We start from the raw sequence: 12626 nt of genomic DNA on the forward strand, positions 1-12626 counted from the left end.
CGCGAAACAACAAATTATAGTAAAAAAGCTCCTTGCTTTAAATGTTGAATTATTGAAATGACGCAGGCTCTTATTAATTACACAAGCTCAGGTATTCTTCGGAAACAGCTAATTTCTTAAGAAGCGAAGGATTAAAATTTTGCCGCGAATTTAGCTCAAATCCTTCTTAAGAATTTTTGAAAGTTCTTCGAGGTTTTCATAAAGAACAAAATCGCCGTCTTTTAAATATGAAATCTGACCATTTTCTTCCGAAACCACTAGGCATACAGCATCGGTTTTTTCAGTAATACCAACGGCCGCGCGGTGCCGAAGCCCAAAGCGCAACGGAATTTTTCTGTCGTTAGAAACTGGTAAAATAACCCTTGTGGCTGTAATTCTGTTTTCTTCAATGATCATAGCGCCGTCGTGCAACGGACTATTTTTAAAAAATATACTTTCAATAATAGGTTGATTGACTTCCAGATTCATTTCGTCTCCGGAATTTTTTACAAATTCCAGACTGTTGTTTCGCTGCAGAACAATTAATGCACCGGTGTTTGTACTAGACATTTTTTTACAGGCAGCGATAATTCCGGCCACGTTAATTTTAAGTGAGCTATCGCTACTGGAAAATTTAAATTGTTTTAATATACGGCGTCGTGCGTTAAAATTTGTAGAACCCAACATCAATAAAAACTTTCTAATTTCGGGTTGAAAAACTACAACCAAAGCGAACATTCCAACACCCAAAAAGCCTCCCAGAATCTTGCTTAATAGTTGCATTTCCAAGAGTTCGGTAAAAACATAAATTGCGTAAACAATAATAATACCCACCAAAATATTAATGGCCACCGTACCTTTTACCAAATTATAGAGGTAATACAGCAGGAATGCTACCAGCACAATATCTACAATATCTATAATTCGAATGTCGAGAAAATCCAAGTGGGTGCGTTTTTTTGTAAAAGTACTTTAAAAATTTTAATGGATTGCGTTCAAGATTTTAGGTTTTGAAACAATTTTACACATTCAACCGCTTCCTTTACGTCATGAACTCGCAAAATAGATGCGCCCTTTAAAAGTGCCACTGTGTTTAGTACAGTTGTTCCGTTTAAGGCATTTTCGACATTGGTTTCTAGCGTTTTATAAATCATTGATTTTCGTGAAATACCCGCTAAAACTGGAATTCCCAAGTTTTGAAAAAGTTCAAGATTATTCAAAACTTGAAAACTTTGTTGGCGTGTTTTTGCGAATCCAAAACCTGGATCGGCAATAATATCGTGGATACCCTCGGCGCGGGCTCGGGCTATTTTTTCGGATAAATGTTTTAATACTTCAAGTGTTACGTTGTTATAATCGGTTCGTTGTGCCATTGTTTTTGGGGTGCCGCGCATATGCATTAAAATATAGGGTACTTTCAATTTTGCAACTGTTTTGTACATTCTGGCATCTAAAGTTCCACCAGAAACATCGTTTACAATTGCAGCACCTGCCTCAACCGCTTTTATGGCAACCGCGCTTCGGAAAGTATCTACCGATAGCAGCGCATTGGGAAGGTTTTTCAAAATTATTTTTATGGCTTTTACAACGCGTTCAATTTCGTCGCTTTCCGAAATTTCGTCTGCTCCCGGCCGTGTGCTATACCCTCCGATATCTAAAAACGTAGCGCCTTCGGCCTGCATTTGTTCGGCTTGCTTTAAAATTTCATCTTCGGTAAACGATTTTCCACCGTCGTAAAATGAATCGGGCGTAACGTTTATTATTCCCATTACTTTGGGAACTGAAAAATCGATGAGCGTGCCGTGGCAATTAATTGTGTGCAATTTTTTAAACTTTTTTCGCTTTTAAGATTCAAAAACTTTTGGTTAATCTGCCCATTGGCGAATAACTTTAAGCATTCAACTTTGAACTTTGAACTATTTAAGCGAAATTTACGCAAAATCTTACAATTCACGGATGGCCGATACTTCAAATCAATACAATGACCAGATAGAAAAATGCAGACAGTTGTTTATCAGCAAAATGCACGATTACGGAAGCGCGTGGCGAATACTTCGGCTTCCGTCGTTAACCGATCAAATTTTTATAAAAGCACAACGCATTCGCGGATTGCAACAAAATGCAGAGCGAAAGATAGCAGAGGATGAAACCAGCGAATTTATAGGAATTGTGAATTATTCGGTGATGGCTTTAATTCAAATTGAAAAAGGAGTAGTAGCGCAACCGGATTTATCTTTGGAAGAAGCAACCCAACTCTATGACGAGCATGTTGCAAGGACCAAACAATTAATGATGGATAAAAACCACGATTATGGCGAAGCTTGGCGCGATATGCGGGTGAGTTCGCTAACAGATTTAATTCTTCAGAAATTACTTCGTGTAAAACAAATTGAAAACAATAAAGGAAAAACGTTGGTTTCTGAAGGAATTGATGCCAATTATCAGGATATGGTAAATTACGCCATTTTTGCATTAATACATTTAGATGAAAGTAAGGAAGGTGGGAGTAAAGGAAATAAAAGTGAGTAAACACAGAAAAGATTAAAAGCAATATAGAATGAAAATATTAGTAGGAATATCACGAGTAATTGTTGGGATACTTTTTATAATAAGCGGTTTAATAAAATTGAATGATCCCGTTGGGTTTTCATTTAAGTTGAAGGATTATTTCGCACCCGAAGTTTTAGATCTCGGTTTTTTAGTCCCCTATGCATTATTGATAGCCATCTTCTTAGTGATTTTTGAAGTCTTGGTTGGCGTTGCTTTGTTATTAGGCTATCTAAAAAAGGCAACACTTTGGGCTTTAATGTTGATGATTGTGTTTTTTACATTTCTAACTTTTTATTCGGCTTATTTTAACAAGGTTACAGATTGTGGCTGCTTTGGCGATGCCATTAAACTTACTCCGTGGGAGTCATTTACCAAAGATGTAATTTTACTTGTTTTAATTGTAATTCTATTTGTAGGTAGAAAGTACATTCAGCCATTTTTTACACGCGAAATTCGAAGCATTTTAATATTTATAGCCTTTATTGGGTGTTTGGGAGTTACCTATTATGTATTGCTTCACCTGCCTATAATTGATTTTCGTCCCTATAAAATTGGCGCAAATATTAAAGAAGGAATGACCGTGCCCGAGAATGCCCCGGGGCCCATTTATGAATACAAATGGAAATTTAACAGTAATGGCGAGGAAATAGTTATTACAACAAATGGCGAATATCCTCAAGTTGACGGAGAGCTTATTAGCACCGAAACCGAAATGATCCAAGAAGGGTACACCCCGCCCATTCACGATTTTACGATGGAACGCGACGGCGAGGATTATACCGAACAATTTTTAGCAGAGGAAAATTTAGTTGTAATTGTTGCCTACAGCCTTGGAAATACTGAAAAAGACGGGTATATTCCCATAAAGGAAATAACCGATAGAGCTTTAAAGAACGGATATAATGTAATTGGTCTTTCGGCTTCTTCGCAGGAAATGACCGAAGCGTTAGTTGCAGATTACAAACTTAATTTTAAGTTTTATTTCTGCGATGAAACTACGCTAAAAACCATCGTCCGCAGCAATCCGGGAATATTGGAGTTGGATAACGGAACAATAAAACAAAAACTGCACTGGAACGACGCTCAAAAAATACAGCTACCTGTGGTTGAAAATGCAAAACCTAAGTTAGATCTTTCACTAAAACAACGATTGGACAGCATTTCGGTACTCGACCAAAAATACCGCAATTTAATGCAGGCTCGCTCCTTGGAAGAGCGCAAAACCTTGGGCGAAAAAATGGGTTTATCAGAAGCTGAATACAGTGGTGATTTGGCAAAAATGCAAAGTGTACTGGACAGCGTTAACATGATTTTTGTTGAAAAGTATTTTATTGAAAAAGGCTACCCCGGAAAATCTGTAGTTGGTGAAGAATCGAGTCTTGTAGCTTGGCATGTTTTACAACACAACCCAGATAAAATTCCTCTCTATCTTCCTTTGGTAAAGAAAGCAGCTGCCGAAGGTGAAATCCCAAAAACTTCCGCTGCAATGATGGAAGACCGTTATTTAATGATGGAAGGAAAGCCGCAAATATATGGTACCCAAGGCATGAGTTATGATGACGCCCGAGGCTCGTTTATTTGGCCAATTGCCGATGCTGAAACTGTAAACGAAAGACGTAAAAATGCTGGTTTTGAAGAACCTATTGAAGTATATGCCAAAATACTTTTTGGAGAGGATTTTATTTATGAGCCGCGTACAATGGAACAAATAAACCAACAATAAGTGGTAGGGTACATACTTCAAAAATTGGGTTATGCATTGCTTACATTGTTTGGAGTTATATCCGTAATTTTCTTCTTGTTTACAATCTTACCGGGCGATCCAGCACGCATGATGTTAGGCCAAAATGAAACTGCCGAACAGCTTGCCGTCGTAAAAAAGAAATATGGTTTTGACCAGCCCGTTTCAATACAATACGTTCGATATTTAAACGACTTGTCGCTTCTGTCATTTCACAGTAAAAACCCATCAGATTACACTTTCCTTGCCGAGGGTAAATACAATGCAACACTTTTATTTTCGGTTGGCAATACCAACGTTGTTATAAAAACGCCCTACCTACGCGAATCTTTTCAAAAGAATGGAAAAGAAGTAAGTGCCGTAATAGCCGAAACACTACCCAACACTTTTATTCTTGCCGTATCTGCAATTGTTATTGCAATGATCGTAGGTGTTTTGCTCGGAATAATCTCGGTGCTTTTTAAAGATGGATTTATCGATAAGGCAATTCAATTATTGAGTACTCTGGGAATGAGCGTACCTTCATTTTTTAGTGCAATTATCTTTGCTTGGGTTTTTGGTTTTTTACTTCACCAATACACCCATTTAAATATGACCGGAAGTCTGTATGCCGTAGACGATTTTGGCAACGGAAAATACATTCAATGGAAAAACCTAATCCTTCCCGCAGTTGTTTTGGGAATTCGTCCATTGGCCGTTGTAAGCCAGTTAATGCGTAATTCCCTTCTCGAAGTTTTAAATCAAGATTATATTCGTACGGCAAAGGCAAAAGGGCTTCCTTTTTACCAGATTATAAAGAAACACGCGCTAAAAAATTCATTGAACCCAGTGGTTACTGCAATTTCCGGATGGTTTGCGAGTATGCTTGCGGGTGCCGTTTTTGTAGAATACATTTTTGGTTGGAATGGTCTGGGGAAAGAAATTGTAAACGCCCTAAATACATTGGATTTACCCGTTATTATGGGGGCTGTAATTGTTATAGCCACTTTGTTTATTGTAATTAATATTTTTGTAGATATAATTTATGGCTGGTTAGACCCGAAAATAAGTCGTCAGTAATAATTTTTGCAAAATGCAAATTTCGCATATGTATTAAAAAACACTATTTATGAGAACGCTATTTTTACTGTTGGTTTTTTTTAATTTCGCTCAGGCACAACAAAAATATTTTTCGGAAGCAGCTTTAAATGAGGTGTTTCTATCGGAAGATGAAACTGAAATTCGCTTTTCAGAAATACTTCAACAATACAAAGGAAAAACCGTATTAATAGATGTTTGGGCCAGTTGGTGCAAAGATTGTATTGAGGGAATGCCAATGGTACAGCAACTTCAAAAGGATCATCCAGAGGTTGTATTTTTGTTTCTGTCATTGGATAAGGAAATTGATAGTTGGAAAAATGGAATTGAAAAATACGGCGTGGTGGGCGAAAATTATTTTATACCCGCAGGTTGGAAAGGCGCTTTTTGTTCGTCTATAGATTTAGACTGGATTCCCAGATATATGGTGATAAATACCGAAGGCGAAATAAGCCTTTACAAAGCCATTAAAGCCAATGATGAAAATTTATTAATTAAATTGAAAAACTAATTTTAAAAACATACCCGTTTATTCGGGCCGGATTATGAGAAAAAAAATAGTAGCTGGAAACTGGAAAATGAATAATGATTTAGCAGAAACGGAAATGTTTTTAGTTGAGTTAAAAAAACAAGTTTTTCCAGAAAATGTAACAATAATGATAGCACCGCCGTTTACAAGTTTAAACCACGCATTTAACTCTTTGCGCGAGCACCCTGTAACCGTTGCTTCACAAAATATGCACCAAAGTAATGAAGGAGCCTTTACGGGCGAAATTTCTGCCAAGATGCTAAAAAGCATAGGAGCAAATACCGTTATTTTAGGGCATAGTGAGCGACGTGCTTATTTTATGGAAGACAATGCAACCCTTGCCGAAAAGGTAAATACGGCACTAGAAAATGAAATGACAATAATTTTCTGTATTGGTGAAGAATTGGAAGACCGAAGGAACAACACACATTTTGAAATTATTAAAACGCAACTTTCCGAAGGACTTTTTCATACGTCAAATAAGGCGTGGGAATCTGTAATAATTGCTTATGAACCTGTTTGGGCAATTGGTACCGGCGAAACTGCCAGCCCGGAGCAGGCGCAGGAGATGCACCACTTTATAAGAAAAACCATTGCCGAAAACTATTCAGAAGAAATTGCCGATGGGGTTTCAATTTTATATGGAGGAAGCGTTAAACCCGACAATGCAACTGAAATTTTTAAACAACCCGACGTGGATGGAGGTCTTATTGGCGGTGCTTCGCTAAAGGTTGCAAGTTTTATGGAAATTGTAAATGCTTTTTACTAAAAATTAATTGCAGATTTTTGTAAATTGCACTATCACGGATTTTGAGCTTTTAATTTTTTATACGAATTTAAAATACAATGTCTCATACATATATTGAATATATTTTTAAAGTGGAGCCGCTTCAACCCGGCACCGAAATTCTTATTGCCGAATTAGGTTCCGCAGGTTTTGAAAGTTTTGTAGAAACTGAAGAAGGCGTTAAAGCTTATATCCAATTTGATAAGATGAACTTTGGCGCTTTAGACAAAATCCACATCGTCAAGTCGAAAGAATTCAAGATTGAATTTACTTCGTCAGAAATAGCCCCAGTAAACTGGAATTCTGAGTGGGAGAAAAATTTTGATCCTATTGAAGTAGACGGTAAATGTATAGTTCGTGCACCATTTCATCCTAAGAAAAATTTTGATTTCGACATTGTAATTGAGCCTAAAATGTCTTTCGGGACGGGGCATCACGAAACTACTTTTATGATGCTTCAATTTGTTTTGGAAAACAATTTTGAAGATAAAACTGTGTTAGACATGGGCTGCGGAACGGCTGTATTGGCAATTTTGGCCGAAATGCGCGGCGCTGCGAAACTAGATGCAATTGATATTGATGAATGGTGTTATGAAAATTCAATTGAAAACATTGAAAGAAACAACTGTAGTAAAATTTCAGTTTATTTAGGCGATGCAACCTTGCTTTCGGAAAAAAAATACGATGTTATTATCGCCAACATAAACCGAAATATTCTATTGAACGATATGGAACGCTATAGAAGTTGCTTAGACGAAGGCGGAACCCTATATCTAAGCGGATTTTATACTAAAGATTTGCCAATTATAACGGAAACTTGCAATAATCTGGGTTTTACTTTCGTTGAGAATAAGGAAAAAAATAATTGGGTTGCCGCAAAATTTGTAATTTAGTAGTTGCGGATTGGTCGAAAATCCGTTTTTAACAAATTTATAATTAGCACGCTTTGAGTACCAGAGAAAAAATACAGGAAGATGTATCGGTTGAAGAAATGGAAGGCAATCTAAATGAAATTGTACTTTACAATGACGATGTAAACACCTTTGACCACGTAATAAACAGTTTAATTTTTGCGTGCGAACACACGCCGGAACAAGCCGAACAATGTTCTATAATTGTGCATTATAAAGGAAAGTGTACGGTTAAGACCGGTGAGTTTAGCGATTTAAAACCGCGCTGCAGTATGCTTTTGGAAGCTGGATTGAGCGCTGAAATTATCTAATACCACTCAAAATATATGGCGGAAAGTACCACCGCTATTATTAAAAGTATTAATACAATTACTATAAAACCTGCACCAAAGCGGGTTTTTTTATTGTCTTGAAAAATATAGTCTTTTTCGGTTTTATTGTCAGAGTCTTTTACTATCTTAGTCATAGGTTGGTTTTAAACAGTCTAAAATAGAAAAAAGGAAATAAAAGATTCTAAATATTTCCATAAAAAAACCACGTTTAAAAAACGTGGTTTTTTGGTCGTGACCTTGCCAGGATTCAAACCTGGAACCTCCTGAGCCGTAATCAGGTGCGCTATTCAGTTGCGCCACAAGGCCAAATTAATATTGCTTTAAGCGGGTGCAAATATATTTCTTTTTAAATTGCAAGACAAATTAAAACTTGAAAAAAATGGATTTATCTAAATTTATAAGAAATATTGAGCATTTTCCCAAAGATGGAGTCCATTTTAAAGACATTACTCCCTTGCTCGCAGATAGCGCTGCCATGGCCGATGGGTTAGCCCAATTAATGGCTTTGGTGGGTGATGAAAAAATTGATAAAGTAGCCGCAATAGAATCACGTGGGTTTTTCTTCGGAACACTTTTAGCCCAAAATCTAAATGCGGGTTTTGTACCCATTAGAAAACCTGGAAAACTTCCGTATAAAACTTTAAAGGAACCATATCAATTGGAGTATGGAATAGATGCCCTCGAAATTCACGAAGACGCAATTTTAAAAGGCGAACGAGTACTGCTTCACGATGATGTTTTGGCTACCGGAGGCACGATGAAGGCAGCGTGCAAATTAATTGAAAGTTTAGGGGGAGAAATTGTGCAATGCAACTTTTTACTTGAATTGGAATTCCTAAACGGAATTCAAAAATTAAAAAATCGCCCCGTAAAATCGTTATTGAAATATTAGTCTAGCGCATTTTTAGTAACCCATAATTTATAGCCAAAGATGGCCATTTGGAATTTGGACGCTTTTGCAAGATCTAGTCCTTGCTTGGTAAAACTAGGAAGTACTTTTTTGTTCACCTTTGCTAGAAATTTAAAAAATTGCTTTTTCATCTGTGATTAGTTTGGTATGAAATTAATCAATTTGAAACAATTCCTTTTAAATGTGATGTTAAATCCTTAAACAGAGCCAGTTCCCGCTGTATTGTAACGATAGTAATATATTTTATCGAGATTCTTTTTGGCATTTATTATCTTCGCCCACAAATAAATTTTGATGGATTATTTATTTCTTTTTCTGGGCTTGCTTTTACTGGTTGTTGGTGGCGAATTTTTAGTGCGGTCGTCGGTGGCACTTTCATTTAAACTCCATCTTTCAAAAATGGTTATCGGGCTTACGGTAGTTTCTTTTGCTACTTCAGCGCCCGAACTTTTGGTGAGTTTACAAGCTGCGCTCAATGGATTTTCAGATATTTCAATAGGTAATGTGTTAGGCTCAAATATTGCTAATATCGGTTTGGTTTTGGGTATTACCGCGGTAATTTCGCCATTGGCAATTGATAAGGATTTCTATAAATTGAACTGGCCGGCAATGATGTTTGCTTCCGTTGCACTTTATTTTATTATGAAAAGCGGAAGTGTTATTAGTCACTCTGAAGGAGTGGCACTGTTGCTGATGCTTTTTGTTTATCTCTGGATTTTAATTAAGCGGGCAAAAGGGCAACGAAAAACTAATCCGGTAGATGATAGTATTGATGAGGGACTGTCTAAAACCTCTAATTTTAAAATTATTGTTTGGTTGTTAATCGGTGCGGTGTCGTTATATGCCGGAAGTGAATTTTTGGTAAATGGTGCCGTCTCTTTGGCTGAGCAATTTGGCGTTAGCGAACGGGTAATAGCGGTAACTATGATTGCTGTCGGAACTAGTATTCCGGAACTAGCTGCTTCGGTCATTGCAGCGTTAAAACGAGAAAAAGCCATTTCGCTTGGCAATTTAATTGGTTCAAATATTTTTAACATCTGTTCTGTATTGGGTATTACAGCAATTATACAGCCCATTGTGGTCAAGAGTGAAGAAGTGCTTACAAGCGATATTTTTTGGATGATAGGTTTTGCTGGTATTTTAGTTCCATTGGCTTTTCTTCCAAAAGCATTCGAACTTGGGAGGAAAAGAGGTGTTTTTCTAGTAGCAGCCTATGCTATTTTTATAGGAATGACAATTTTAAAATAATTGATTATTCTTGCTAATTTCAAAATTTATAGGGGGTGTTCAAAACTTTTTTGGGCTTTCGAGTAAATAAACCTTAAAAATTAAGGGGGTGTATTTGTGTTTTTTCTATTTTTGCCTCATAAAACTAAAAACACCACCATGTCCACTTTAAGATTTTTCGCTATTAAGGAAACCTTTAATAGGGTTCCAGTACCCGTTTCGGAAACAGAACGACGATCTGATATTTTCGGAAAAAACGTATTTAGAGAATCTGCCATGCGGCAGTATCTTACAAAAGATTCGTTTAAAAGCGTTATGGATGCCATTGAAAGTGGCTCTAAAATAGAACGCCATATTGCCGACCATATTTCTACGGGAATGAAAGAGTGGGCAATTGCAAAAGGCGCTACGCACTACACGCACTGGTTTCAACCTTTAACTGGGGCCACTGCCGAAAAGCACGATGCTTTTTTTGAAACCATGGAACATGGTCAGGCTATTGAAAAGTTTGGTGGCGGGCAATTGGTTCAGCAAGAGCCAGATGCATCGAGTTTTCCCAATGGTGGGATACGAAATACTTTTGAAGCCCGTGGTTATACTGCTTGGGATCCTACTTCTCCGGCATTTATTTACGGAACTACACTATGTATTCCTACTGTTTTTGTTTCTTATACGGGCGAAGCTTTAGATTATAAAACTCCTTTGCTCCGTGCCTTGCAATCTATTGATAATGCGGCGACGGCCGTGGCAAAATATTTCGATAAAAATGTTACCAGAGTGAGTGCCACTTTAGGCTGGGAGCAAGAATACTTTTTAGTAGACAGTGCCTTGGCTGCATCGCGGCCAGATATCTCCTTGGCTGGAAGAACCCTTTTGGGGCATTCTTCGGCAAAGGGGCAACAATTAGACGATCATTATTTCGGGTCTATTCCGGCACGGGTTTTAAACTTTATGCGTCACTTAGAGACTGAATGCATGCTTTTGGGCATTCCCGTAAAAACGCGACATAACGAAGTTGCACCCAACCAGTTTGAATTAGCTCCTATATTTGAAGAAACCAATTTGGCAGTAGATCACAATTCATTATTAATGGATTTAATGCATAAAATTGCCGACAAGCACAATTTTAAGGTGTTATTTCACGAAAAGCCATTTGCCAATGTAAATGGAAGCGGAAAGCACAACAACTGGTCGTTGGCAACCGATACGGGTGTAAACCTTTTAGGGCCTAGCAGCACGCCTATGAAAAATCTTCAGTTTTTAACCTTCTTTATCAATACACTCAAAGCGGTTAACGACCACGAAGAATTACTTAGAGCGTCTATTGCGAGCGCTGGTAACGATCACCGTTTGGGAGCCAATGAAGCACCGCCGGCAATTATTTCGGCATTTATAGGATCGCAATTAACCAATGTTTTGGACGAGCTGGAAAAAGTAACCAGCGGCAAGCTATCTCCGCAGGAAAAAACCGATTTAAAACTAAATGTAGTAGGTAAAATACCTGAAATTTTACTGGATAATACAGATCGAAATCGAACTTCGCCTTTTGCTTTCACCGGAAATAAGTTTGAGTTTAGAGCTGTGGGCTCAACGGCCAATTGCGCCAATCCTATGACGGTTTTGAACGCTATTGTTGCAAACCAACTTATAGCTTTTAAAGCTGAGGTAGATGTGCTAATTAAAGAGAAGAAGATGAAGAAAGACGATGCCATCTTCAATGTTTTAAAAGAATATATAAAAGATTCAAAAAGAATTAGATTTGAAGGCGATGGCTACGGAGAAGCTTGGGAGAAGGAAGCCGAAAAACGTGGATTGAGCAATTATAAAACGACGCCTCGCGCATTGCAAGCAAAAGTTTCTGAAAAATCGATTGCACTTTTTGAAGGACTTGGTATAATGAGTAAAGTAGAACTGGAAGCCCGTTATGAAATTGAAATGGAAGATTACGCCATGCGAATTCAGATTGAAGGGCGAATTTTGGGAGATATTGCCAGAAATCACATTATTCCAACAGGAATTCAGTATCAGAATATTTTAATTGAAAACGTTCAAGGTTTAAAGAATATTTATGGAACCGACTTCAAAAAATTTGCTGGCGAACAAATGCAGCTTATTGAACAAATTAGCGAACATATTGCCAAAATAAACAAGGGTATTACCGAAATGATAGACGCTCGTAGAAAAGCAAACAAAATTGAAGATGTAGTTGAAAGAGCATTTGCGTATTGCGATGATGTAAAATCGTATTTTCAAGTAATTCGCTATCATTGCGATAAGCTAGAATTATTAGTAGATGACGAGCTGTGGCCACTAACCAAATATCGCGAGCTTTTATTCACTAAATAGCAAAGCGTTTAAAGCAGTAGTTTAACTAATAAAACCGTCTACCCTGTGTAAGGCGGTTTTTTTTTAGATTCTTTTAGAAAAAGGCTTTTAATCTGGCAAATTTAATACTGTACTTGCGGTATTTTTAGCTTCTGCACCTTCAATTTTAAACGTCTTTTAAGGGTATTATGCTGCTAATTGAAAAAAGGCGAAGCCACTACCTTTGTGGGCTTTTTATTAATCCGTACTTTTGTGTCC

General features: G+C 37.4%; 14 protein-coding genes and 1 tRNA gene. 10 read left to right on the forward strand and 5 right to left on the reverse strand.

Features of this window, described 5'->3' with window-relative positions:
* Positions 1-150 precede the first annotated feature (150 nt).
* Together VZD24_RS08325 and folP are read right to left on the reverse strand one after the other, a co-directional pair.
* Entirely contained in the window at positions 151-924 is a 774-nt protein-coding gene (locus tag VZD24_RS08325) for a diadenylate cyclase (protein ID WP_279447122.1), read from the reverse strand.
* A gap of 50 nt (positions 925-974) precedes the next feature.
* Positions 975-1802 carry a dihydropteroate synthase gene (gene folP / locus VZD24_RS08330; protein WP_342687390.1) on the reverse strand — a complete coding sequence of 276 codons (828 nt, stop codon included), beginning with the start codon at positions 1800-1802 and terminating at the stop codon, positions 975-977.
* A gap of 133 nt (positions 1803-1935) precedes the next feature.
* On the opposite strand from folP, the gene VZD24_RS08335 reads away from it, so the two are divergent.
* From VZD24_RS08335 to VZD24_RS08365, 7 genes are all read left to right on the forward strand, one after another.
* The gene (locus VZD24_RS08335; protein WP_279450245.1) at positions 1936-2508 is read left to right on the forward strand and encodes a DUF1599 domain-containing protein; all 573 of its coding nucleotides are present in this window, start codon (positions 1936-1938) and stop codon (positions 2506-2508) included.
* Between the two features lie 28 nt (positions 2509-2536).
* A complete protein-coding gene (locus tag VZD24_RS08340) occupies positions 2537-4252 on the forward strand; it encodes a BT_3928 family protein (protein WP_342687391.1) in 1716 nt (571 codons plus the stop codon).
* Positions 4253-5329: an ABC transporter permease gene (locus VZD24_RS08345; protein ID WP_342687392.1), complete on the forward strand. Its 1077-nt coding sequence runs from the start codon at positions 4253-4255 to the stop codon at positions 5327-5329.
* A 49-nt stretch (positions 5330-5378) separates the two neighbouring features.
* On the forward strand, positions 5379-5858 hold the full coding sequence (locus VZD24_RS08350; protein ID WP_279447126.1) for a TlpA family protein disulfide reductase: 480 nt from the start codon (positions 5379-5381) through the stop codon (positions 5856-5858).
* A 34-nt stretch (positions 5859-5892) separates the two neighbouring features.
* Positions 5893-6645 carry a triose-phosphate isomerase gene (gene tpiA / locus VZD24_RS08355; protein WP_342687393.1) on the forward strand — a complete coding sequence of 251 codons (753 nt, stop codon included), beginning with the start codon at positions 5893-5895 and terminating at the stop codon, positions 6643-6645.
* A gap of 77 nt (positions 6646-6722) precedes the next feature.
* Entirely contained in the window at positions 6723-7556 is an 834-nt protein-coding gene (gene prmA / locus VZD24_RS08360; RefSeq protein ID WP_342687394.1) for a 50S ribosomal protein L11 methyltransferase, read from the forward strand.
* Between the two features lie 53 nt (positions 7557-7609).
* Positions 7610-7885, forward strand: coding sequence for an ATP-dependent Clp protease adaptor ClpS (locus VZD24_RS08365; RefSeq protein ID WP_279447129.1), 276 nt, complete (start codon positions 7610-7612; stop codon positions 7883-7885).
* On the opposite strand, the gene VZD24_RS08370 is transcribed toward VZD24_RS08365, so the two are convergent.
* Together VZD24_RS08370 and VZD24_RS08375 are read right to left on the reverse strand one after the other, a co-directional pair.
* Positions 7882-8040: a hypothetical protein gene (locus VZD24_RS08370; RefSeq protein ID WP_279447130.1), complete on the reverse strand. Its 159-nt coding sequence runs from the start codon at positions 8038-8040 to the stop codon at positions 7882-7884. The genes VZD24_RS08365 and VZD24_RS08370 overlap by 4 nt on opposite strands.
* Before the next feature lie 98 nt (positions 8041-8138).
* Positions 8139-8212 (reverse strand) — tRNA-Arg (locus VZD24_RS08375).
* Between the two features lie 73 nt (positions 8213-8285).
* On the opposite strand from VZD24_RS08375, the gene VZD24_RS08380 reads away from it, so the two are divergent.
* Positions 8286-8798, forward strand: coding sequence for an adenine phosphoribosyltransferase (locus VZD24_RS08380; protein ID WP_342687395.1), 513 nt, complete (start codon positions 8286-8288; stop codon positions 8796-8798).
* Here the strand turns inward: VZD24_RS08380 and VZD24_RS08385 are convergent.
* Positions 8795-8947, reverse strand: coding sequence for an SsrA-binding protein (locus VZD24_RS08385; RefSeq protein ID WP_279447132.1), 153 nt, complete (start codon positions 8945-8947; stop codon positions 8795-8797). The genes VZD24_RS08380 and VZD24_RS08385 overlap by 4 nt on opposite strands.
* Before the next feature lie 163 nt (positions 8948-9110).
* On the opposite strand from VZD24_RS08385, the gene VZD24_RS08390 reads away from it, so the two are divergent.
* Both VZD24_RS08390 and VZD24_RS08395 read left to right on the forward strand, forming a co-directional pair.
* The gene (locus tag VZD24_RS08390; protein WP_342687397.1) at positions 9111-10064 is read left to right on the forward strand and encodes a calcium/sodium antiporter; all 954 of its coding nucleotides are present in this window, start codon (positions 9111-9113) and stop codon (positions 10062-10064) included.
* Positions 10065-10202: 138 nt separating this feature from the next.
* The gene (locus tag VZD24_RS08395) at positions 10203-12389 is read left to right on the forward strand and encodes a glutamine synthetase III family protein (protein ID WP_279447134.1); all 2187 of its coding nucleotides are present in this window, start codon (positions 10203-10205) and stop codon (positions 12387-12389) included.
* Positions 12390-12626: the final 237 nt, after the last annotated feature.

The organism is Aequorivita flava, assembly GCF_038742595.1.
Taxonomy (GTDB): Bacteria; Bacteroidota; Bacteroidia; order Flavobacteriales; family Flavobacteriaceae; genus Aequorivita; species Aequorivita marisscotiae.